Below are 22,739 nucleotides of genomic sequence, written 5' to 3'. Positions count from 1 at the left end.
ATTTTTAAGTATTATATAAAAAGCTTAGCATTGAATAGTCAGGGAGGAGGATAAAGCTTACATAGATTGCACAAAATAAATATTATAATTTTATGGATGTGAGTCTTAATGTAGTTTTTATTCTCCTTTATTTGAGTTTTTGATGTCGTAAAATGTAAAATAATGATAAATTATATAATAAGTATATAGAGGTTAAAAAATAGAATCTAGGGAATGATAATTAATTAAAAGATATTAATTAAACAGAGGGTTTATTTATATATAATAATTTTGGAGGTTTTTATGAAAAAAACGATAATGTCTTTACAACATCTATTAGCCATGTTTGGAGCGACAGTATTAGTTCCCATTTTGACAGGTTTTAATCCATCAGTTGCAATTTTCTGTGCTGGTGTTGGTACATTGATATTTCATTTTTGTACAGAAGGAAAAGTACCTGCCTTTTTAGGTTCAAGTTTTGCGTTTATACCAGTTATACTAGCAGCTAAAGAGGCGTATGGTGGAGATTTAGCATATGCTCAAGGTGGTATAATAGTAGCAGGATTAATTTATATTATAATGTCGATTATAGTAAAAGTAGTTGGTGTAAATAAAATTAAATTATATTTTCCTGCACAAGTTACAGGAGCTATGATAGTAGTTATAGGATTAAATTTATTGCCAACAGCTTTTAGTATGGCTTCAGCCAATTTTGTAATAGCATTTATAACTTTAGCAATAGCAATTTTAACCAATAAGTTTGGTAGAGGATTTATAAAACAATTAGGAATATTAATAGCAGTTTTTTCTGGGTATATAATCTGTTTGATATTAAGATTAGTAGATATAACTACTATTACAGAAGCAAGTTTATTTGCAATACCTAACTTTACAGTTCCTAAGTTCAGTTTAGGAGCAATTGTGATTATATCTCCAGTTGTATTAGCTGTATTTATGGAACATATAGGAGATATGACTACTAATGGTGCTGTAGTAGGTAAAAACTTTATAGAAAATCCCGGATTAAATAGAACATTACTTGGGGATGGATTTGCGACTATAGTTGCAGGGTGTTTAGGAGGACCAGCCAATACAACTTATGGAGAAAATACAGCAGTACTTGCTATAACTAAAAACTATGACCCTTCAATACTTAGACGTACAGCAATATTTGCTATATTGCTTGCATGTGTAGGCAAGTTTGGTGGATTTCTTCAAAGTATACCAGGTTCAGTTATGGGTGGAATTAGTATAATGCTATTTTCGATGATAACTTATGTAGGATTAAAAACTATAAGGGACAGTTCTTGTGTAGAAAGTAAAATAAATATATTAATCATAGCAGTTATATTATTAATAGGTCTTGGAACAACATATTTATCTAATAAAGGTATTTCTGTTGGAATCCCTATAACAAGTACAGTAAAGATAACTGGTCTTAGTTTAGCTGCAATTGTTGGAATTGTATTAAACAGAATTTTAAATAATCAGGACTTTAAAGTTGAAGAAGAATAAATTTAAAGAATAAGTTCTATATTGAATAACTAAAATTAGTTAATTTTCTATAGACATTTGTAATTAATGTTGATATAATGATTAAAAATAAATGAAAGAAAGGGCAAGGTAACTAGGACAATGAGAATATAATCTATTTTTTATAATTTAAAGTATTGTAATTTTTGAAAAGCCTATTTTGGTGGCTTTATTTGCAATGCTTAAATTAAGGAGAGTAGATTATAGTCTATACGTTTATTTGTTATGCCTATTTATAGAATCTCTCCTTATATTTAAGTGTGTTAAGGAGGGATTTTTTATGTTGTTAGTAAAAGTAGAGAATTTAAAGAAATATTATGCAGATAAATTAATTTTGGATATAGATAAACTTGAAATATTAGAAAATGACAAAATAGGTCTAGTTGGTTCAAATGGTCAAGGAAAAACAACATTATTAAAAGCAATATTGGGAGAAATAGAAATTGATGAAGGATATACTTACCTTACAGAAAGCTATTCTTATATAAGTCAGAGTGAAAATAATATTGAAACATGTGGTCATAGTAAGGAGAAGAGTCTTTTAAATGCTCCAGATAAATTTGAAGAACACTTATCAGGAGGGGAAAAGGTTAAGTTAAAAATAGCAGATGCGCTGAGTAATAAGAAAAATATCATAATAGCTGATGAGCCAACTTCAAACTTAGATAAAAAAAGCATTGGGGTTTTGGAAGATATGTTTAAAAGGCATGAGGGAGCATTATTATTAATATCTCATGATAGACGTTTTCTGGATGAGTTATGTACAACTATATTAGAACTAGAAGATGGAAAACTAAAAGCTTACAAAGGCAATTACACTGATTATTTAATGCAAAAAGATGAAGAAGTAAAAAGAGCTGATTTTGAGTATCAAGAATATGTTAAAGAGAAAAAAAGGCTTGAAAAAGCTCTTTTATATAAAAAAGCTTTAAGTGAGGGCATAAGAAAAACACCAAAAAGAATGGGTAATTCAGAAGCTAGGTTGCACAAAATGGGTGGTCAGACTAATAAGAAAAAGTTGGACTCAAATGTGAAGGCTATAAAAAGCAGAATTGATAAACTTGAGGTAAAGAATAAACCTAAAGTTTCTAAAGAAATGAACATTAAGATTCAAGATGGTATGGAGATAATTAGCAAAAATCTAGTAGAGATAAAAGATATGACTCTAAAGTTAGAAAATAAGCTCCTGTTAGATAATGTTTCCTTTAAGATAAAAAGAGGTAAAAAGATAGCATTATTAGGTGATAATGGGTGTGGAAAAAGTACTCTGATAAAAGAAATATTGGCTGATAAAAATGACAATATAAAAATAAATAACAAGGTAAAAGTAGGTTATTTTGACCAAAATCAAAGTTTATTAGATGAGAAAAAGAGTGTTCTATACAATACTAAAGTTAATAGTTCATTTGATGAATCTTTTATAAGGATAAACTTAAGCCTATTTGGGTTTAAAGGTGATGATGTCTACAAAAAAGTAAAAGTACTTAGTGGTGGAGAAAAGGTAAAAATAGCACTATGTAAAATAATATTGGAAGATAATAATTTTTTAGTATTTGATGAACCAACAAATTACTTAGATATAAAATCTATGGAAGCACTGGAAAAGGCACTGATAAATACTGATAAAACTATGCTTATAGTGTCTCATGATAGAGTATTTGTATCACATATTTGTAACTATATTATAGAGATAAAAGATGCTAAAATAAGGGAGTTTGATTGTAATTATGACGAATATATAATTAGCAGAAATAAAAAAACTCCTAGTAGAGAAAACCAAATCAAAAAAGAAAATCTTCTAGTATTAGAAAATAGACTTACAACTGTTATATCTATGTTATCTATAGAAAAAGATAATCTAAAAAAAGAATTGTATGAATCAGAATATAATGAATTACTAAAACAAATCACTAAATTAAAAAATAGCTTTTAGTGTTAACTTTTTAATTACATCTATATAAGAAAACTGAAAATATTTGTTGGGAATATAAGTATAGTTATTAAAACAGAAAAGTATTTTGTTAGAAAATTAAAAGTAAGCTAATTAGAAAGTGGCCCTATTATTGTACTTTATAAGAAGGCCACTATTTTTATTTAGAATGATAATGTGTAGTTGTCTAACATTTATTTTGTATTTAGTGCAGAATTTATTCAGATTTAACCTTAAGCTTGGCTACTGTTTCTTCTTCAGGAGTAACATAAATAGTACTGTTAGTTTCATAAATAACCATACCTGGTTTAGAACCACTAGGTTTTTTCACATTTTTTCTCTTAGTATAGTCTACAGGCACCTGAGAAGAAAGTTTTGACTTACTAAAGAATGCTGCTAGCATAGCTCCTTCAAATACAGTATTATCAGGGACTTCCTTACCAGCACACTTTATTATTACATGAGAACCAGGAATATTCTTTGTATGCATCCATAAGTCATCATTATCAGCAAGTCTTAGTGTAAGATAGTCATTTTGCTTATTGTTTTTACCAACCAATATTTTAAATCCATCAGAAGACACAAATTCATGAGGTTTTGTAGATGGGATAGTATCCTTTTTACTGTTTTTCTTTTGAGTCTTGATGTATCCAACTTTAGCAAGTTCTTCTTTTATATCTTGTAATTCAGCTAAATTTTCACAGTTTTCAATACTTAAAATTATGTTTTCTAAGTAATCTATTTCTTCCTTATTTAAGGAAATTTGATGAGATATCTCGACTTTAGCATGTTTCATTTTGTTATACTTTTTAAAGTATTTTTGAGCATTTTCAGATGGTGTCAAGTTTTTATTTAATTCTATTGTTACATCATTACAATTTTCATCATAGAAGTTAGCAACTTCAATACTTTCCATACCTTTTTCTACCATATAAATATATGAAGTAATCAATTCTCCTTTTATCTTATAAATGTCTGCATTTTCGGATTCTGATAATTCTTCTTCTTGTTTTTTAAGTTTATTATAAAGTCTATCAAGCTTAACAGATATACTCTTCTTTAAATCAGATGAACGTTGATTAATTCTATCTTTAATATCCTTAGTTCTATAGAAATCTTCCAGAATACGAGACATACTATCCTTATTTATATATGATAAATCGCTAAATAATGTAAGGTTTATACAACTGAAATCAACTACCTTATCCACCTTTTTATCTATAATAATGCAAGGAGAGTATTTGTTAGAATTTATATCATTGAATAAATTACAAAATACTTTGTGTAAAGAATCAAATTGTTCATCAGATATATCCTTTATGATAGCATTTTGATTTACACCTGCTCTGTAGCAAATTTCTTTAGCTATAATAGGGCTTATACCTAGAAATCTAGAATATATAGACTTAAAGATAGGTCCTTCCAATTCCTCTAGGTTTTTAATAAACAAATCCTTAGATATATCATCAAGAGGGTTGAGTTTGTTTTGTTCTGGTGGTAATGAATAATCATGACCAGGTAAAACTTGACGAACTCTACTTATGCTAAAAGGGACTCTTTTTATAGAATCTATAATTTTATTTTCTTCACCATGAGTTATTATTATGTTGCTATGTCTTCCCATAATTTCAATCATAATATTTTTAACTGTCTTTTCTTTTAATTCATCTAAAGATTCAACGCTTATTTTTATTATTCTTTCAAAACCTATTTGAGAAATTTCTACTATATTTCCACCTTGTATGTATTTTCTAAGTAACATACAAAACATAGGCGCTTTTAGAGGGTTTTCTTTTTGATAATTACTTGTAAGATAAACTCTAGGATTTGAGGCACTTGCACTTAAAACCAATCTAAAATTTTCTTTATTATTTCTTATATTAAAAATTACCTCATCATCTTCAGGTTGATGTATCTTATCTATTTTTCCACCTGTAAGTTTTGATGATAATTCATCGACTATTGAATGTATAACTAATCCATCTAATGCCATTTATAGCACCCCTTTCTTTGACCAAAATGAGTCAGTAAATTAATTATACACATAATATACGCTTTGTGACTAGGGGGAATTTAAACAATAGAGATTAATATTTAAATTGTATAATTATTTATATTTATTAGAGAGGAAACTTTATTTTTAAAATTAATAATTTAAAGTAGATTAAATATAAAGTAAATATAGTATAATTATTGTGTAGAGTATAAGCTATGAAAGTATATGAACTTTACAGAAAAAATCAATTTTAAGGTTCTATAGTATATAAATATGAAAGAAGGTTGAAAAAATGAGATTTATCGATTTAAGAAGTGATACTGTTACTATGCCTACTGACGAAATGAGAGAAGCTATGGCAAAGGCTCCTGTTGGAGATTCAATCTTTAGAGATGACCCTACTGTAAATAAACTTGAAGAATTAGCAGCAGCTAAAGTTGGAAAAGAAGATGCTATTTTCCTTCCAAGTGGAACTTTTGGGAATCAATTAGCTCTATTTACTCATTGCCTAAGAGGGCAAGAAATAATTATTGGTAAAGGTTATCACATTGTGACTCATGAGGTTGGGGCACCTGCTGTAATAGCTGGAGTTCAGCTTAGAACTATAGATGAAGACGAAAGTGGAGCTCTAAATCCTGAACTTGTTGAAAAGGCAATTAGAAGAGATGACATACATGAACCACAGACAGGGCTTATATGTGTAGAAAATGCATATTCAGGTGGAACAGTTGTGAGTCTTGATAATTTAAGAGAAATTAAAAAAATAGCTGAGAAACATAACTTACCAGTACATTTAGATGGAGCAAGATTATTTAACGCAGCATTAACTTTGGGTGTAGAAGCTAAAGAAATAGCAAAGTGTTGTGATAGTGTTATGTTCTGTGTGTCAAAAGGTTTAGCTGCACCAATGGGTTCTATACTTGCTGGAAGTAAAGAATTTATAGCAAAAGCTAGAAGAAAGCAAAAAGTTATGGGTGGGGGAATGAGACAAGTAGGTATAGTTGCAGCAGCTGGTATAATTGCCATTGAAAAAATGACTTTAAGATTGAATGAAGACCATGAAAATGCAAAATATTTAGCTTGTGAATTAAATAAAATTGATGGCATTGAAGTAAACAATGTTAATCCAGATATAAGTATGGTATTTTTTAAGATGAGTGAAGATATTATAAAAGAGGATGTTTTAATAAAAGAATTTTTTGAAAGAAATATAAAAATTAATAAAATGGAAAATGGTGAATATAGATTTGTAACTCATGTAGATATTACTAAGGAAGATTTAGACTATGTTTTAAAAACACTTAAAGAATTAATAGGTGTATGTTAATAGATATCTACTAGAAGGATTATAGCTAGTTACCAGATGTTTAATTAAAAAATTCATAGACAGTTTAAATAAAACATACATAAAATTCATATAGAAATATTAATATATAAACATAGAAAGAACTAGCTTAAAAACATAATATAATTACCCTAATTGTAATGGCAACTCTCCCTCACATCCTCAAATTATAGTTGTCATTACAAAACTTTTCCCATAAATTATAAGTTTATGGGAATTTTTTTATGTTATAATAGTTTAAGCGTTAATTTACGAAGGAGCGATACTTATGAAATTTTGGAAACTACATGGAATAGGAAATGATTTTATAGCAATAGATGGAAGATTCGACCAGATAAATCCATCTGATTATACTGCTTTAGCAAAAAAAGTATGCCATAGAAGATTTTCTGTAGGAGCGGATGGATTGTTAGTTGTGAAAGATTCAAAAGTTGCAGATGTAGAAATGGTATATTATAATTCTGATGGTTCAAGAGCAGCTATGTGTGGAAATGGCCTTAGATGTTTTTGTAAATTTGTTTATGATAATTGTATAGTTAAAAAAGAAAGTTTTACAGTAGATACATTAGATGGTATAAAAGATATAAAAATAAATCTTACCAATAGAGAAATAAACTCTATAAGAGTCAATATGGGAAAAGGAAGTTTTATAGCTAAGGACGTTCCTGTACTTACAAATAAAGAACGTTTTGTGCAAGAAAGTATAAAGGTTTTAGATAGGGAGCTTAAAGTTACTTCTATGTTGATGGGGGTTCCTCATACAGTAGTTATAGTAGATGAATTAGATGTAGATGATGTTTGTAAATATGGAAAAGAGATTGAAAATAATAAAATATTTCCTGAAAAAACGAATGTAAATTTTGTAAAGGTAGAAGATAAGTATAATATACATGTTTATACTTGGGAAAGAGGTTGTGGATATACTTTAGGTTGTGGTACTGGTATGACTGCATCAGCAATAGTGTGCAATTTACTTAATATGGTAGAAAGTAGTGTAAATGTAACGTCTCAAGGTGGAACAGTTAAAATAGATGTAGGAGATTTCTCTTATATGACAGGTCCAGCAGTAAAAATATGTGAAGGTATTTTGGAGGTTTAATTAATGGCTATAAGTATGACTGGTTTTGGAAGAGGAGAATACAAGGATGATAATTATTACTTTTTAGTAGAGTGTAAAACGATAAATCATAAGTATTCAGATATAAACATACGTCTTCCAAGAAAAATTTCATTTTTAGAGGATAAAGTTAGAAATTTAGTAAAAAATTATGTAAAAAGAGGAAGAGTAGATTTATACATAAAGTTTGACTTATTAGGCAAAGAAGATGTAAACTTAAATTTTGATGAGGGATTAGCATCTCAGTATATAGACATACTAAAAGAAATAAAAAATAAATTTGATATTATAGATGATATTAGCGTTATGAATGTTGCAAAGTTTCCTGATATTGTGAAAATAGAAGAAAAGGAAGAAGATGAAGATTTATTGTGGTCAATGTTGAATCAAGCAGTTGAAGATGCATTAATCAAATTAAGAGAAATGAGAAGTGAAGAAGGTAAAAAATTAGCTGAAGATATTGCCATGAGATGTGATTTATTAAAAAATCATATAGAAGAGATTGAAAAATACTCAAGTAGTGTTGTAGAAGATTATAGAGAAAAATTGAATTTGAGAATAAGTGAATTACTGGATGACCCAAGTATAATAGATGAGAATAGATTAGCACAAGAAGTTGCAATATATGCAGATAAAAGCAGTATAACAGAAGAAATAGTTAGATTTAAAAGTCATATAGGGCAACTTAAAAATACTATATTTAAAGACGACTCTATAGGTAGAAAAATAGATTTCTTAATACAAGAGATGAATAGAGAAACTAACACTATAGGTTCGAAGTCATCTGATATAAATATAACTAATTTAGTAGTAGAAGTAAAAAGCGAATTGGAAAAAATAAGAGAACAAATACAAAATATAGAATAAGAATACAATATTAGAAGGGGAATGCTTAAATGTTTGTGAAAAAAGGATTATTGCTAGTTGTATCAGGACCATCAGGTGCAGGAAAAGGTACTATTTGCAAAGAACTACTTAAAGAAAATGATACAATAAAACTTTCTGTATCAGCTACTACAAGAAAACCCAGAACTGGAGAAGTTGATGGAGTAAATTATTTCTTCATAAGTAAGGAAAAGTTTGAAGAGATGATAGAAAAAGGTGAGTTTTTGGAGTATGCTCAAATTTATGATAATTTTTATGGAACTCCAAAAGCGGCAATAATGGAATGTTTAGAAAAAGGACAAGATGTATTACTGGAGATTGAAATGCAAGGAGCAAAACAAATAAAAGAAGTTTGCCCAGAGGGAGTATTTATATTTGTACTACCACCATCACTTGAAGAATTAAAAAATAGAATTGTTGGAAGAGGTACAGAAACAGAAGCTGAAATAGAGAAGAGATTTAGCTGTGCATATGAAGAAATTAAAATGATTAAGGATTATGATTATTTTATATTTAATGAAGATGTAAAAACATCTGCTAAAGAAATAGAAGGTATAATATCATCTGAAAAGAATAAAGTTAGCAGATATAAAAATATTATAATAGAGAAATTTAAGGAGGAATTATAATTATGTTAAAACCATCTATCAATGAGGTACTAGAAAAAATAGACAACAGATACTATTTAGTAGGGACTGTTTCAAAGAGAGCAAGAAAATTAATTGATGGAGAAGAACCATATGTTTCAAATAAAACTAAGGAAAAGCCTGTATGTGTAGCAACTAAAGAAGTTGCAAGTGGAAAAATAACATATAGATTATTGACAGAAGAGGAAATAGAGATAGAAGAAGCTAGACATCATGCTGAGCAACACCAACAAATTTCAGAAGAGGAGTAAGGTCATGCTAAAAGATAAAACTGTTGTAATTGGCATAAGTGGCGGTATAGCTGCATATAAGGCTTGTGATGTTGTAAGTAAGTTAAAAAAACTAAATGCAAATATCCATGTTATAATGACAAAATCAGCAACAGAATTTGTTAAACCACTTACATTTCAATCGCTGAGTCAAAATTATGTAGTAGAAGATATGTTTGAAGAACCAAAAACTTGGGAAGTTGAACATATATCATTAGCAAAAAAAGCAGATTTATTCTTAATAGTGCCAGCAAGTGCAAATGTTATAGGCAAGATTGCAAATGGTATAGCTGACGATATGTTGACAACTACTGTTATGGCAACAAAAGCACAGGTTCTTATAGCACCAGCTATGAATACTAATATGTATGAAAATCCAATTGTTCAAAAAAATATACAAACTTTAAAGAGCTTTGGATATAAATTTATTGAACCGGAAAGTGGAAGGCTTGCATGTGGAGATATTGGAACAGGTAAACTAGCTAATCCAGATATAATAGTAGAGGAAGTTTTGACTAATCTTACTAAAGAGCAAGATTTAAAAGGTCAAAGTATGATAGTTACAGCTGGTCCAACTGTAGAGAGTATAGACCCAGTAAGATATTTAACTAATAGGTCTTCTGGTAAAATGGGATATTCTATAGCAAGAGAAGCTATAGCTAGAGGTGCTGATGTAACATTAATATCAGGTCCTACAAATCTTTCTATTCCACAAAATCTTAAAAAATTTGTTCAAATAGAGTCAGCACAAGATTTGTATGAAGCAGTAGTATCAAATTTAAGTGAAAATAAAATAGTAATTCAAAGTGCAGCAGTTGCAGATTATAAACCAAAAACTTATTCTGACAAAAAAATTAAAAAGAAGAATGATGATTTATCAATAGAACTAAGTAGAAATTATGACATTGCTTATGAAATAGGAAAAATAAAAGAAGATAAGATACTAATTGGATTTGCAGCTGAAACTAATGACCTTATAGAACATGCCAAAGGAAAAATAAAAAAGAAAAATTTAGATTTTATTGTGGCAAATGATTTAACTAAAGAAGGTGCTGGTTTTAGAGCTGATACTAATATTGTAAAAATAATAGATGTAGAGGGAAATATTACTGAGTATCCTAAGATGAAAAAAGAAGAAGTAGCCAATGTTATTTTAGATAAAGTTAAAGCGTTGCTTGAGAAATAAGACCTTTTTTAAATATGATATTTGTGTATTTTATCACAGCTAAAGTGGCTGAAAGCTGCAATTTAATTTTAGCGAGTAAAAACTCGCAAATGTCAGTTAAATTGTAGTTTTCAGCATTTATTTTGTCATAAAGTATAAAATATAATTAATAGTTAATTATTAAAATAAAGTTAATATTAATAACTTGAAATTGTTTATAAATTCTGAAATTTTAATATCTTGTAAAGTATATTAAAATATGAACAATATATTAAATTTAAGTAGAGGTTTTATAATGAAAAAATATGCAAAGGTAATAGTTAGAAGTAATACTATATATACAGATAATTTATTTACATATCAAATTCCTGTATTTTTATCTGATGTAATAAAAATCGGGCACAGAATATTAGTACCATTTGGAAAAGGTAATAAACCAACAGAAGCCTTTGTATTTCAATTTACAGATAGCTTAGATGAAAAAATAAAAATAAAAGAAATTATTGATATATTAGATGAAAATCCAATATTTAGAAAAGAAGATTTAGAGTTGGTTTATTGGATGAAAAATAGATATTTGTGTACTTATATAGAATGTATAAATTTGATATATCCAAAGGGATACAAATTAAATAATTATAAAGTAGTCCTATTAGGTGAAAGTTTAAGTGGATTAAATGATATTGAATTGAAGGAAAAAATATCAACTTTAAGTGATAAAAATAGAGAAATAGTAGAGAAAGTGATTGATAGTAAAGGTAAAATTAAGGTTGATAAGTTAAAATATATACCAAACTTAAATAGTTCTTTGTACACAATGAATAAAAATGGAATTATAAAATTATGTTGGGAATATAAAAATCACAAAAATGAAAAGAAAGTATGTTATATATCTTTGAGTTTAGAAAGTGATAAGATTGACGATTATATAGAGCAAAATAAAATAAATGTGGGAAGTAAACAAAAAGAGATATTAAGTTTTCTTAAAAATAATGAAAATGTAGAGATAAATGATTTATTGGATTTATTAAATGCTTCAAAACAAAGTATAAATTCTCTAAGTAAGAAAAAGCTAATAACCCTAGAATTTAAGGATTATTATAGAGAGCCAAAAAGTATTTACAAATCCGTACTAAAAAGTATAAAATTAAACAATGAGCAACAAGAAGCAGTTGATGAGATAAAGTCGAATATGTTTGTAGATGATAAAAAACCATACTTAATTCATGGAGTAACTGGAAGTGGAAAAACTGAAGTTTACATGGAAATAATAGAATTTGCTCTAAATCAAGGCTTAGACAGTATATTCTTAGTACCTGAGATAGCATTAACTCCTCAAACAATAGATAGGCTAAAGAGTAGGTTTGGAGATTTAGTTGGAGTGTTCCACAGTAAACTATCTGAAGGAGAAAAACATGATGTTTACAAAGCTGTCAAAGCAGGTAAAGTAAGAGTGTTAATTGGAGCTAGGTCAGCTTTATTTGCACCTTTTAATTCCTTAGGCTTAATAATAATTGATGAATGTCATGAGTCATCATATAAGTCTGAGAAGAATCCAAAATTTAATGCTATAGAAGTTGCTAGATTTATGGCATTAAAAAATAATATAACTCTTATTTTAGGTTCAGCAACGCCCTCAATTGAAGAGTATTATAGGGCAAAATCTGGAGAATACAAACTTATAAATATAAAAAGTAGAGCAAATGATAAGCCTCTTCCAAACATTGAAGTGGTAGACATGAAAGATGAGTTAGATAAAGGAAATAGAAGTATATTTAGTTTGAAATTACAAAAAGAAATACGTTATGCGATTGAAGAAAATAATCAAGTAATACTATTTTTAAACAGAAGAGGTTATGCAAATTTTGTATCTTGTAGAAAGTGTGGATATGTGTTTCAATGTGAAAATTGTGATATATCTTTAACTTATCATAAGAAAAGTAATACTGGAAGATGCCACTATTGTGGATATGAGAAAGAAATTCCAAAAGAGTGTCCTGAATGTAAAAGTACTTATGTTAAGCCATTTGGAGTTGGAACTCAAAAAATTGAAGAGGAATTAAAATATATTTTTCCAGATATAAAAACTTTGAGAATGGATAAAGATACAACTTCAAAAAAAGGTGCTTTAGATGAGATATTAAATAAATTTAAAGATAAAGAAGCAGATGTACTTATTGGAACACAGATGTTAAGTAAAGGGCTGGATTTTGAGAATGTAACTTTAGTAGGTATTTTGTCTGCAGACATGATATTAAATTTTCCAGACTTTAAAAGTTTTGAAACTACATTTCAATTGATAACTCAAGTCTCTGGAAGAGCAGGGAGAGCTGATAAAGAGGGAAAAGTAGTACTTCAGACTTATGACACTGAACACTATGCTATTAAGCATGCTATTGAATATGATTATGAGGGTTTTTATGAAGATGAGATAAAAATAAGAAAAGCATTTGGATATTCTCCTTTTAATAATATGTTAAGTGTAGTTGTTAGTGGTGAAGATGAAAGATTAGTGATAAAAAATATAAAAAATATGCATGCATCATTGATTTATTTATTAGAAAAAAGGGGTATAAATGATTTAGGATTTATATTAGGTCCAAATCCATGTTCAATATCAAAAATAAATCAAAATTATAGATGGCAAATACTCTTTAAAGATGAAAATATTGAAATTAATCTCTTAAAGGGTATAATAAAATATATATGTATAACAAAACGAGATTTGATATTTGATAAGAATATCAATGTATCTATAGATATTAATCCAAACAGTGTATTATAAATTTAGGAGGAATTATAATGGCTTTAAGACAAATAGTTCAAATAGGAGAACCAGTATTAAGAAAAAAATCAAAAAAGGTTGAAAAAATTGATGAAAAGATAATACAATTATTAGATGATATGGCAGAAACTATGTATGATGCAGATGGTGTTGGACTGGCTGCACCTCAAGTTGGAATATTAAAAAGAGTAGTAGTAATAGATATTGGAGAAGATCTTATAGAACTTATAAATCCTGAAATAATAGAAACATCTGGGGAGCAAATAGATGAGGAAGGATGTTTAAGTGTTGTTGGAGAAGCGGGAAATGTTAGAAGACCAAATTATGTAAAGGTCAGAGCTTTAAATAGAAATGGTGAAACAATAGAGTTAGAGGGAGAAGAGCTTTTAGCTAGAGCATTTTGTCATGAGATAGACCACTTAGATGGAATTTTATTTGTTGACAAAATAGAAAAGTAGTAGGAGTTGATTTGATGAAAATAGTATTTATGGGAACTCCTGATATAGCAGTTCCATGTTTACAAAAAATAATAGATGAGAAGTATGAAATATTGGGTGTTGTAACTCAACCAGATAAACCAAAAGGAAGAGGTAAAAAACTAGGTATGAGCCCAGTAAAAGAACTGGCAATTGAAAATAATATACCTGTATATCAACCAGTAAAGGCTAGAGATAAAGAATTTATAGATAAAATTAAATCTTTAAATCCAGATGTAATAGTAGTTGTAGCTTTTGGACAGATACTTCCAAAAGAAATATTAGAGATTCCTAAACTTGGATGTATAAATGTTCATGTTTCTTTACTTCCAAAATATAGAGGTGCGGCACCTATAAATTGGGTAATAATAAATGGTGAAGAAAAGACTGGTGTTACAACTATGTATATGGATGAAGGATTAGATACTGGAGATATGATACTAAAGACAGAAGTAAATCTTGATGAAAATATAACAGCAGGAGAACTTCATGATAAAATGATGAATATAGGAGCAGAAACTTTAAAAGAAACATTAAGATTAATTGAAGAAGGAAATGCTCCAAGAGAAGTACAAAATCATGAAGAATTTTCCTATGCGCCAATAATGAATAAATCATTAGGTAACATAGATTTTTCAAAAAGTGCCAGAGAAATACACAATTTAGTTAGAGGAGTAAATCCATGGCCAAGTGCTTATACTACCTATAATGATGTCATAATGAAAGTTTGGAAAACTAAAGTGTTAGATGAAAAAAGCACAAAAGATGTAGGTACAATAATTGATGTAAGCAAAGATGGGATAAAAGTAAGTACTATAGATAATGTACTTTTAATTGAAGAAATTCAGATGCCGAATAAAAAGAGAATGTTGGTTGGTGAATATATAAAAGGGAATACTATAGAAACTGGTTTAGTATTGGGTTAGGTGAAAAGTATGACAGATATAAAGAAGTATTTAACAAGTGTTGGGATTTTGATTTTAATATTAGGAATTTTGATAGGAGTTGTTAATTTTTTTATAATAAGTTTAACTCAAATATTCTCCTTGATGATAAATATTATAATAATATCACTAATACTTATAATACTATGTTCAACAGCAGTTACTTATAGAGTAATTAAAGGAAAGTATGTTAACTCAAATATAATGAAAATAAATTTTAATATTGTCAGTGGATTATTTCCTATTATATCTTTCATTGCATCATCATTTGGTATGTCAAAAAGTGATATTAGAAGAATATATATAAAGTTAAATAATGAATATATATACAGTAATAAATATAATTTTAATCCAGAGGATATAATAATTTTAATACCTCATTGTATTCAAGAGAATAGTTGTAAATTAAAAGTTACTAATGATATAGATAATTGTAAAGAATGTGGAAGATGCAACATAGGAGAATTAATTAAGCTAAAGGAAAAAACTAATGTAAAAATATTTGTAGCTACAGGAGGAACCCTAGCTAGAAAAATTATAATGGACACTAAACCTAAAGCTGTTGTAGCTGTTGCATGTGAAAGAGATTTGACATCTGGAATACAAGATATTAAAAAAATTCCTGTTTTAGGTGTATTTAACAAAAGACCTAATGGACCTTGTGTAAATACTAATGTAGACATGATGGATATTGAAAAAGCTATAGGCTTTTTAACAGGAAAAAATATATTAGTTTGTAATTAAACTGTTTTTAAGTTAAGTGAATATTAAGAGGATGTATAATAAAAATATATTTTAGGAGAGTGTTATTTATGTACCCTGTATATGGCGGTTTTTGGGGATTTGACCCAACAATGGTTGTATTAATTCCAGCTATATTACTTACTATATATGCACAATTTAAAGTGAGTTCAACAACAAATAAGTATTTAAGAGTAAATACACGTCGAGGATATACTGGAGAGCAAACAGCAAGAAGAGTACTTGATTCAAATGGTTTGTATGATGTAAAGATAGAAATGGTTAGAGGGCATCTAAGTGACCATTATGACCCAAGAAGAAAGGCTGTAAGGTTGTCAGAAGATGTATATTATGGAACATCTATAACTTCTGTTGCAGTAGCTGCACATGAGTGTGGTCATGCCATACAACATGCTAAAGGTTATGCACCTCTTCAAATAAGAAGTAGTTTAGTACCAGTAGTGAATTTTGCTTCAAGTATATCTTGGTTTTTAATATTTTTAGGATTTATTATGGCTGGTCCATTTTTAAAAATTGGTATACTATTGTTTTCGGCTTCAGTGTTATTCCAAATAATAACATTGCCTGTAGAATTTAATGCTTCAAGTAGAGCAATCGTTCAACTTGGGAATTTAGGTATTATAGATGAAAGTGAGTCAAGACAAAGTAGAAGAGTACTTTCAGCAGCAGCTTTAACATATGTTGCAGCAGCATTGGTTTCAATACTTCAATTACTTAGATTGTTACTAATAGCTCAAAGAAGAAATGACTAAAAGTAAAGTGGGTTGTTTAGAAACAACCCTTTTTTATGTTTAATAAAAGGGAGAAATTTATATGGATGCAAGAGAAGTTGGATTTAAAGTATTATGTGATATAGAAAAAAATGACAATTATTCAAATATTGCAATAAATAAGCATTTTAAAAATTTAGAAATAAGTGATATGGATAGAGGACTTGCAACAGAGTTAATTTATGGAGTAATAGAAAATAAATATTATTTAGATTATATAATCAATAAACTTTCAAAAATAAAGGTAAAAAAAATGTCAACTTATGTTAAAATCTTTTTAAGAATGGGAACATATCAGATTTTATTTTTAGATAGTATATCAGATTATGCAGCAGTTAATGAAACTGTAAAATTATCTAAGAAATATGATAAAAAATCTTCTGGTTTCATAAATGCTATTCTTAGAAATGAAATAAGAGCTAAAGAGACTATAATGGACATAACTGAGGAAGATAGTGTAAAATACTTATCTATAAAGTATTCCTATAACTCTTGGATTATAAAAAACTGGATAGATAAATTTGGACAAGAATTTGCTGAAGATTTGTTGGAAGCAAATAATGAAAAGCCTAGTATCTATATAAGAACGAATACACTTAAAATAAGTAGAGAAGAGCTTATTGAAAAATTAAGTGAAATGGGTATTGTATGTTTAAAAGTTCCTATGGTAGAAGAAGCTATTAAAGTCGAAAAAATGAAAAATATAGAAAAAAATGAATTATTTAAGGCTGGTTTATTTACAATTCAAGATATAAGTTCTATGATAGTAGGGAAAGTAATTAATCCAAAAGAAGGTTCATTTATTTTGGATGTATGTAGTGCTCCTGGAGGGAAATCTACTCACTTAGCTACTTTAATGAACAATACTGGTCAAGTAGTAGCTAGAGATATTTTTGAGCATAAACTAAAGCTTATAAACTCTACTGTAAATAGATTGGGGCTTAAAAATGTGTTTGTAGAAAGATTTGATGCTTCTGAGATTGATGAAAATAGTATAAGTAAATTTGATTATGTTTTAGCAGATGTTCCTTGCTCTGGTTTTGGTATAATAAGACGTAAACCAGAAATTAAGTATAAGAAAGAAGAAGAGTTAAAGGACATCACTTCTATACAAAAGAAAATTTTAGAAAATGCATCTAAATATGTCAAAGTTGGTGGAACTTTAGTATATAGTACATGTACAATTCAAGGTGTGGAGAATATAAATATAGTTACTTCTTTTGTTGAAGAAAATCACAACTTTGAATTTGTTCCAATTGATACAGTAAATGTAGACTTAGACAATCAAGATAAAGGATATTTAAAGATATATCCTAATATTCATGGTATAGATGGTTTTTTCATAGCAAAATTAAAGAGAATAAGGTAGTGAGAGAATGGAAAAGAAAAAGATAGTATTAAAAAATTTTACTGAAGATGAACTTAAAGAATTTATGAAAACTATAGATGAAAAGCCCTTTAGAGGAAGTCAAATATTCTCTTGGATATATAAGGGTGCAAAAACTTTTGATGATATGAACAATATACCAAAAAGTTTGAGAAATAAATTAGAAGAGGTTTCATGTATAGGGCATATAGATATAGAATTAAAGTTAGAATCTAAGGTAGATAATACAAAAAAATATTTGTTTTTATTAGATGATGGAAATATAATAGAAACTGTGATGATGGATTATGATAGTAGAGTTACTGTCTGTGTTTCTAACCAAGTAGGTTGTAGGATGGGATGTAATTTTTGTGCATCTACAATGGATGGATTAATTAGAAACTTAGAGCCATGGGAAATTTTAGACCAAGTTATTAAAATTCAAGAAGATACTGGTAAGAGGGTATCAAATCTTGTATTGATGGGGAGTGGTGAGCCACTTGATAACTTTGAAAATACAAAACAATTTTTAAAAATAATTAACGAAAAAAATGGTCTTAATATAGGGTATAGACATATAACTCTTTCAACTTGTGGAATAGTACCTAAAATGTATGAGTTGGCAGACTTAGAAATAGCTATAAATTTAGCTTTATCACTTCATTCACCATATGATGAAGAACGAAGAAAAATTATGCCTGTAGCAAATGCTTATTCTATTGAAGAAATATTGAATGCATGTAGATATTATATAAAAAAGACAAATAGAAGGGTTACATTTGAATATTCTCTTATAAAAGGGGTAAATGACTCAGAAAAAGAAGCAAAGGCATTAGCTAAGCTCCTAAAAGGTATGCTATGTCATGTAAATTTAATTCCAATAAATAAAGTTGAAGAAAGAGAATATGAAAAGCCAGATAAAGCATTTATTTATAAATTTAGGGATAGTTTGGAGAAGAACAATATACCTGCCACAGTTAGGATGTCTATGGGTTCTGATATTAGTGGAGCTTGTGGGCAATTGAGAAGAAAATACAAGTAATTTGTAAGGAGGAAGTCGTATGGTTTATAGTTGTGCCTCCCATATAGGAAAAATAAGAAAAAACAATGAAGACTATTGTGAGGGAGAAGTTATAGATACAGAACATGGTCCAATAGGAATATTTGCCATAGCTGATGGAATGGGTGGACATAAAAAAGGTGAAGTCGCCAGTAAATTAGCAGTAGAAAATATAATTGATTTTCTAAAGGAAAACTTATTACAACATGATAATGTAAAAATAGACTATATAGATGATATATTAAAACAGGCTTATAATAATGTAAACTCAATTGTGCACAAAAAATCTATGGAAGATATAGAATTTGAAGGAATGGGAACTACATTAGTTACGGCTATAGTGTATAATAATGTCTTATATGTGGCAAATGTTGGAGATAGCAGATGTTATTTGTTAACAGATGAAAAATTTGATAAAATAACTATAGACCATTCCGTGGTTGAAGAACTTATGATGGCCCATGTCATTACAGAAGAAGAGGCAAGAAGACATCCACAGAGGAATAGAATAACTAGAGCAATTGGAACAGATGATATGGTTGTTGTAGATATTTTTAAGAAAGAAATCAAAAAAAGTGATATAATACTTCTTGCGACAGATGGATTAACTGGGTTTATTGATGATGAAGATATAAGAGATTTAATATTAGATTATGAATATGAGAGAACTAGTAATATAAGTGAAGAATTGATAAGTATGGCCAATGATGTTTCTGGTAAAGATAATGTTTCGGTTATAGTGATAAAAGTATAATTAGGACGGTGATATTGTGGGAGATACAATTTTAGGAAATCGATATGAAATCATCAGGAAGATTGGTGATGGAGGAATGGCCTTTGTATATGAGGCTAAAGACAGATTATTAAACAGGACTGTTGCACTTAAAGTACTTAGACCTGAATTTGTAGATGATGATGAATTTCTAACAAAGTTTAAAAGAGAGGCAGAAGCAGTAGCAAGTCTTTCACATCCAAATATAGTAAATGTTTATGATGTTGGTGAAGATGGAAAAGTTCACTACATTGTAATGGAGTTTGTAGATGGGAAGAATCTAAAAGAGATTATACAAGATGAAGGTATATTAGATGAATATACTGCATTAGATATAACAAAACAAATAGCTATGGCACTTAGTGCAGCGCACAAAAAGGGGATTATACATAGAGATATAAAACCTCATAATATTCTCATATCAAATGAAGGAAGAGTAGTAAAAGTGGCTGATTTTGGTATAGCCAAAGCTGTTTCAAATTCAACAATGACTAATATTGGTAGTATAATAGGTTCAGTGCATTATTTTTCACCAGAGCAAGCTAAAGGTAAATTTGTAACTAATAATGCTGACCTGTATTCTCTAGGTATAGTTTTATATGAAATGTTGATAGGAAAAGTTCCATTTAGGGGAGATAGTCCAATTTCTATAGCACTTCAACACATTAATGATGATATAGACTTTACATCAGAAGAAAAAGTTAGGATTCCTCAAAGTGTAAGAACTACAATAAAAAAGCTTACAGAAAAATCTAGTGCAGATAGATATCAAACTGCTGAAGAATTGATAGAAGATATAGAGTATATAGAAAAAAATATTGATTTAGATTTTATAAAAGAATATGATGATTTTGCAACTAAGAAAATTGATGAAAAGGAAATTAATAAAGTTGTAAATCCAACACTTGCAAAACCAGCTCCTGAAAAAGTGGTTAAGCCTGTTGAAGTAGCTGATTTGGATGATGATGAAGATTACTATGATGATTTTTATGAAGAAGATGATGATGAAGATGAAGAAGAGGAAGAGATAATGAGAGCTAAAAAGAATCAGAGACCTAAGAGTACTCCAAGTAAGAGAACTAAGAAAAAGAAGAAAAAACAGGAAAGCCCAAAATCTAGAAGAAGATTAAAAGTAATTGCGGCTGTTTTGATACTGATATTGTGTGCTCAAGTATTCTTAGCATATAAGTTTTTATTTGCTGGAGGGTTTGGCAATAAATCTTTGACTGTTCCTAATCTTGTAAATATGACATTAGAAGAAGCTCAAAGTGCTGTTGAAAAAGAAGGATTATACCTGAGTGTAAAAAGTGAAGAGTATAATAGTGAAGTTGATGAAAATTGTATAATATCACAGACACCTGAAGGTGGAAGTACAAATGTCAAAAAGGGTGATACTATAAATGTTGTCGTAAGTAAAGGTTCAAGTCAGGCATCTGTTCCTAATGTAGTGGGACTTACTTTGAGTAATGCAAAACAACTTATTGAAGAAAATAACTTAAAAGTGGGAACTGTTAAGTATGAATACAGCTCAATATATAAAGAAGGTACAGTTTTAAGTCAGAGTCCAGGTGCTGGCTCATCAAGAGCTCAGGAAGGTGATGAGGTAAACCTATATGTAAGCAAAGGTTCAGAAAAATCAAATACACAGACTCCAACAGTACCAGATAAAAAACCAACAACACCAGAGAATAATACACCAACAGAACCTGGTTCAAACTCAGGAAACAGTGGTGGAAATTCAGGAGGCTCAAATTCAGGAAATAGTGGTGGAAACTCAGGCAATAATGGAAGTAACTCAGGAGGTTCAAACTCAGGAAATAGTGGTGGAAACTCAGGAGGTTCAAACTCAGGAGATAATGGAGGAAGTTCAGGAGGCTCAAACTCAGGAGACAATGGAGGAAGTTCAGGAGGTTCAAACTCAGGAGACAATGGAGATAGTTCAGGAGGCTCAAACTCAGGAGATAATGGAGGAACTTCATCAGGAACTGGCGCAAACATTGGTAAAACAGAATAAATATTAATAAAATAAGAGCTGTCCTTTTATAGAAAATATTTTCTTTAAAGGGCAGTTTGTTTTGTATAAAATACTGAATTGGTTATAATATAAGGAGAAAAGTATTTATGAAGAAGAAAACAGTTTTAATTACAGGAGGAGCTAGAGGGATTGGTAAAGCTATGTCTAAAGCTTTTGCAAAAGAAGGTTACAATGTATTAGTAAATTTTAATAAGTCAGAAAATGAAGCTAAAGAGTTGTACACTATATTAAATGAAAAAAATTTTTCTGTAAAACTTTTTAAGGCTAATATTTCAAATAGAGAAGATGTAGAGGATATGGTAGATTATTGTATAAAAGAATTTGGAGGATTGGATGTACTTGTAAACAATGCTGGTGTAAGTCAAGATAAGTTGTTTACAGATATAACTGATGAAGATTGGGATAATATGATGAATATTAATTTAAAAGGAAGCTTTTATTGTTCACAAGTTGCTTTAAAATACATGATATCAGAAAAAAAAGGAAATATAATTAATATATCTTCAATCTGGGGTATATCAGGTGCCTCTTGTGAAGTGCATTATTCTATAACAAAAGCAGGCATAATAGGTATGACAAAGGCATTAGCTAAAGAAGTAGGACCATCAAATATTAGAGTAAATAGCATAGCTCCAGGTGTCATTAATACTGACATGTTATCTGGATATAATGAGGAAGATATAGACGCTCTTGTGGAAGAAACCCCTCTAATGAGGCTAGGAACTCCAGAAGATATAGCAAATTGTGCTATTTTCTTGGCATCAGACAAATCAAATTTTATCACTGGTCAGGTAATTAGTCCAAACGGAGGATTTGTTATTTAAAAAAAATGTGGTATTATATAAAAATAGGAAAGAATAACACGATATACTACTCATAAACAGTATGTGTTTATATAAATTT

19 protein-coding genes are annotated in these 22,739 nt (G+C 28.9%); 18 read left to right on the top strand and 1 reads right to left on the bottom strand.

From position 1 onward, the window contains the following. The first annotated feature begins 282 nt into the window (after positions 1 to 282). Entirely contained in the window at positions 283 to 1,494 is a 1,212-nt protein-coding gene (locus CDIF1296T_RS13690; protein ID WP_009897793.1) for a uracil-xanthine permease family protein, read from the top strand. Positions 1,495 to 1,792: 298 nt separating this feature from the next. Continuing rightward, positions 1,793 to 3,445 (top strand): ABC-F type ribosomal protection protein CplR, encoded by a 1,653-nt coding sequence (cplR, locus tag CDIF1296T_RS13685; protein WP_009897791.1) that lies wholly within the window; start codon positions 1,793 to 1,795, stop codon positions 3,443 to 3,445. 214 nt (positions 3,446 to 3,659) lie between these two features. Here cplR and CDIF1296T_RS13680 read toward each other — a convergent pair whose 3' ends face one another. Further along, positions 3,660 to 5,435, bottom strand: a complete 1,776-nt coding sequence (locus CDIF1296T_RS13680) for an Rqc2 family fibronectin-binding protein (RefSeq protein ID WP_009897789.1) — start codon at positions 5,433 to 5,435, stop codon at positions 3,660 to 3,662. Between the two features lie 295 nt (positions 5,436 to 5,730). Between CDIF1296T_RS13680 and ltaE the strand changes: the two genes are divergently transcribed. From ltaE to ymfI, 16 genes are all read left to right on the top strand, one after another. After that, positions 5,731 to 6,765, top strand: coding sequence for a low-specificity L-threonine aldolase (ltaE, locus tag CDIF1296T_RS13675; RefSeq protein WP_003431180.1), 1,035 nt, complete (start codon positions 5,731 to 5,733; stop codon positions 6,763 to 6,765). A 286-nt stretch (positions 6,766 to 7,051) separates the two neighbouring features. Next, positions 7,052 to 7,882: a diaminopimelate epimerase gene (dapF, locus tag CDIF1296T_RS13670; protein ID WP_009897787.1), complete on the top strand. Its 831-nt coding sequence runs from the start codon at positions 7,052 to 7,054 to the stop codon at positions 7,880 to 7,882. Between the two features lie 3 nt (positions 7,883 to 7,885). Then, positions 7,886 to 8,767, top strand: a complete 882-nt coding sequence (locus CDIF1296T_RS13665; RefSeq protein ID WP_003416240.1) for a YicC/YloC family endoribonuclease — start codon at positions 7,886 to 7,888, stop codon at positions 8,765 to 8,767. Positions 8,768 to 8,796: 29 nt separating this feature from the next. Next, positions 8,797 to 9,414 carry a guanylate kinase gene (gene gmk / locus CDIF1296T_RS13660; RefSeq protein ID WP_003431170.1) on the top strand — a complete coding sequence of 206 codons (618 nt, stop codon included), beginning with the start codon at positions 8,797 to 8,799 and terminating at the stop codon, positions 9,412 to 9,414. 2 nt (positions 9,415 to 9,416) lie between these two features. Continuing rightward, a complete protein-coding gene (gene rpoZ / locus CDIF1296T_RS13655) occupies positions 9,417 to 9,683 on the top strand; it encodes a DNA-directed RNA polymerase subunit omega (protein WP_003431167.1) in 267 nt (88 codons plus the stop codon). Positions 9,684 to 9,687: 4 nt separating this feature from the next. Then, the gene (gene coaBC / locus CDIF1296T_RS13650) at positions 9,688 to 10,887 is read left to right on the top strand and encodes a bifunctional phosphopantothenoylcysteine decarboxylase/phosphopantothenate--cysteine ligase CoaBC (protein ID WP_004454901.1); all 1,200 of its coding nucleotides are present in this window, start codon (positions 9,688 to 9,690) and stop codon (positions 10,885 to 10,887) included. A gap of 274 nt (positions 10,888 to 11,161) precedes the next feature. Further along, positions 11,162 to 13,651: a primosomal protein N' gene (gene priA / locus CDIF1296T_RS13645; RefSeq protein ID WP_009897784.1), complete on the top strand. Its 2,490-nt coding sequence runs from the start codon at positions 11,162 to 11,164 to the stop codon at positions 13,649 to 13,651. 17 nt (positions 13,652 to 13,668) lie between these two features. After that, positions 13,669 to 14,109 (top strand): peptide deformylase, encoded by a 441-nt coding sequence (gene def / locus CDIF1296T_RS13640; RefSeq protein WP_009897783.1) that lies wholly within the window; start codon positions 13,669 to 13,671, stop codon positions 14,107 to 14,109. Between the two features lie 14 nt (positions 14,110 to 14,123). Continuing rightward, on the top strand, positions 14,124 to 15,053 hold the full coding sequence (fmt, locus tag CDIF1296T_RS13635; protein WP_003431156.1) for a methionyl-tRNA formyltransferase: 930 nt from the start codon (positions 14,124 to 14,126) through the stop codon (positions 15,051 to 15,053). 9 nt (positions 15,054 to 15,062) lie between these two features. After that, positions 15,063 to 15,815 carry a DUF116 domain-containing protein gene (locus tag CDIF1296T_RS13630; RefSeq protein WP_009897782.1) on the top strand — a complete coding sequence of 251 codons (753 nt, stop codon included), beginning with the start codon at positions 15,063 to 15,065 and terminating at the stop codon, positions 15,813 to 15,815. Positions 15,816 to 15,883: 68 nt separating this feature from the next. After that, positions 15,884 to 16,585, top strand: coding sequence for a zinc metallopeptidase (locus CDIF1296T_RS13625; RefSeq protein ID WP_003416253.1), 702 nt, complete (start codon positions 15,884 to 15,886; stop codon positions 16,583 to 16,585). Between the two features lie 61 nt (positions 16,586 to 16,646). After that, complete coding sequence (gene rsmB, locus CDIF1296T_RS13620; protein WP_009897781.1) at positions 16,647 to 17,972, top strand: 16S rRNA (cytosine(967)-C(5))-methyltransferase RsmB; 1,326 nt, start codon at positions 16,647 to 16,649, stop codon at positions 17,970 to 17,972. Between the two features lie 7 nt (positions 17,973 to 17,979). After that, positions 17,980 to 19,011 carry a dual-specificity RNA methyltransferase RlmN gene (gene rlmN / locus CDIF1296T_RS13615; protein WP_003431147.1) on the top strand — a complete coding sequence of 344 codons (1,032 nt, stop codon included), beginning with the start codon at positions 17,980 to 17,982 and terminating at the stop codon, positions 19,009 to 19,011. A 19-nt stretch (positions 19,012 to 19,030) separates the two neighbouring features. Further along, entirely contained in the window at positions 19,031 to 19,783 is a 753-nt protein-coding gene (locus CDIF1296T_RS13610; RefSeq protein ID WP_003416261.1) for a Stp1/IreP family PP2C-type Ser/Thr phosphatase, read from the top strand. A gap of 16 nt (positions 19,784 to 19,799) precedes the next feature. Further along, a complete protein-coding gene (prkC, locus tag CDIF1296T_RS13605) occupies positions 19,800 to 21,815 on the top strand; it encodes a PASTA domain-containing Ser/Thr kinase PrkC (protein WP_004454897.1) in 2,016 nt (671 codons plus the stop codon). A 107-nt stretch (positions 21,816 to 21,922) separates the two neighbouring features. After that, positions 21,923 to 22,660: an elongation factor P 5-aminopentanone reductase gene (ymfI, locus tag CDIF1296T_RS13600; RefSeq protein ID WP_009897780.1), complete on the top strand. Its 738-nt coding sequence runs from the start codon at positions 21,923 to 21,925 to the stop codon at positions 22,658 to 22,660. Positions 22,661 to 22,739: the final 79 nt, after the last annotated feature.

Origin of the sequence: Clostridioides difficile ATCC 9689 = DSM 1296, from assembly GCF_001077535.1 — a bacterium.
Lineage (GTDB): Bacteria > Bacillota > Clostridia > Peptostreptococcales > Peptostreptococcaceae > Clostridioides > Clostridioides difficile.
This window is presented reverse-complemented; position numbering and strand designations above follow the sequence as displayed.

Excerpts from the sequence above, each read along its gene's own strand:
- cplR (WP_009897791.1), top strand. The coding sequence starts at position 1,793 with ATGTTGTTAGTAAAAGTAGAGAATTTAAAGAAATATTATGCAGATAAA.
- CDIF1296T_RS13690 (WP_009897793.1), top strand. The coding sequence starts at position 283 with ATGAAAAAAACGATAATGTCTTTACAACATCTATTAGCCATGTTTGGA.
- CDIF1296T_RS13630 (WP_009897782.1), top strand. The coding sequence starts at position 15,063 with ATGACAGATATAAAGAAGTATTTAACAAGTGTTGGGATTTTGATTTTA.
- rlmN (WP_003431147.1), top strand. The coding sequence starts at position 17,980 with ATGGAAAAGAAAAAGATAGTATTAAAAAATTTTACTGAAGATGAACTT.
- ltaE (WP_003431180.1), top strand. The coding sequence starts at position 5,731 with ATGAGATTTATCGATTTAAGAAGTGATACTGTTACTATGCCTACTGAC.
- gmk (WP_003431170.1), top strand. The coding sequence starts at position 8,797 with ATGTTTGTGAAAAAAGGATTATTGCTAGTTGTATCAGGACCATCAGGT.
- rpoZ (WP_003431167.1), top strand. The coding sequence starts at position 9,417 with ATGTTAAAACCATCTATCAATGAGGTACTAGAAAAAATAGACAACAGA.
- dapF (WP_009897787.1), top strand. The coding sequence starts at position 7,052 with ATGAAATTTTGGAAACTACATGGAATAGGAAATGATTTTATAGCAATA.
- CDIF1296T_RS13665 (WP_003416240.1), top strand. The coding sequence starts at position 7,886 with ATGGCTATAAGTATGACTGGTTTTGGAAGAGGAGAATACAAGGATGAT.
- ymfI (WP_009897780.1), top strand. The coding sequence starts at position 21,923 with ATGAAGAAGAAAACAGTTTTAATTACAGGAGGAGCTAGAGGGATTGGT.
- def (WP_009897783.1), top strand. The coding sequence starts at position 13,669 with ATGGCTTTAAGACAAATAGTTCAAATAGGAGAACCAGTATTAAGAAAA.
- CDIF1296T_RS13625 (WP_003416253.1), top strand. The coding sequence starts at position 15,884 with ATGTACCCTGTATATGGCGGTTTTTGGGGATTTGACCCAACAATGGTT.
- priA (WP_009897784.1), top strand. The coding sequence starts at position 11,162 with ATGAAAAAATATGCAAAGGTAATAGTTAGAAGTAATACTATATATACA.
- fmt (WP_003431156.1), top strand. The coding sequence starts at position 14,124 with ATGAAAATAGTATTTATGGGAACTCCTGATATAGCAGTTCCATGTTTA.
- rsmB (WP_009897781.1), top strand. The coding sequence starts at position 16,647 with ATGGATGCAAGAGAAGTTGGATTTAAAGTATTATGTGATATAGAAAAA.
- CDIF1296T_RS13680 (WP_009897789.1), bottom strand. The coding sequence starts at position 5,435 with ATGGCATTAGATGGATTAGTTATACATTCAATAGTCGATGAATTATCA.
- CDIF1296T_RS13610 (WP_003416261.1), top strand. The coding sequence starts at position 19,031 with ATGGTTTATAGTTGTGCCTCCCATATAGGAAAAATAAGAAAAAACAAT.
- coaBC (WP_004454901.1), top strand. The coding sequence starts at position 9,688 with ATGCTAAAAGATAAAACTGTTGTAATTGGCATAAGTGGCGGTATAGCT.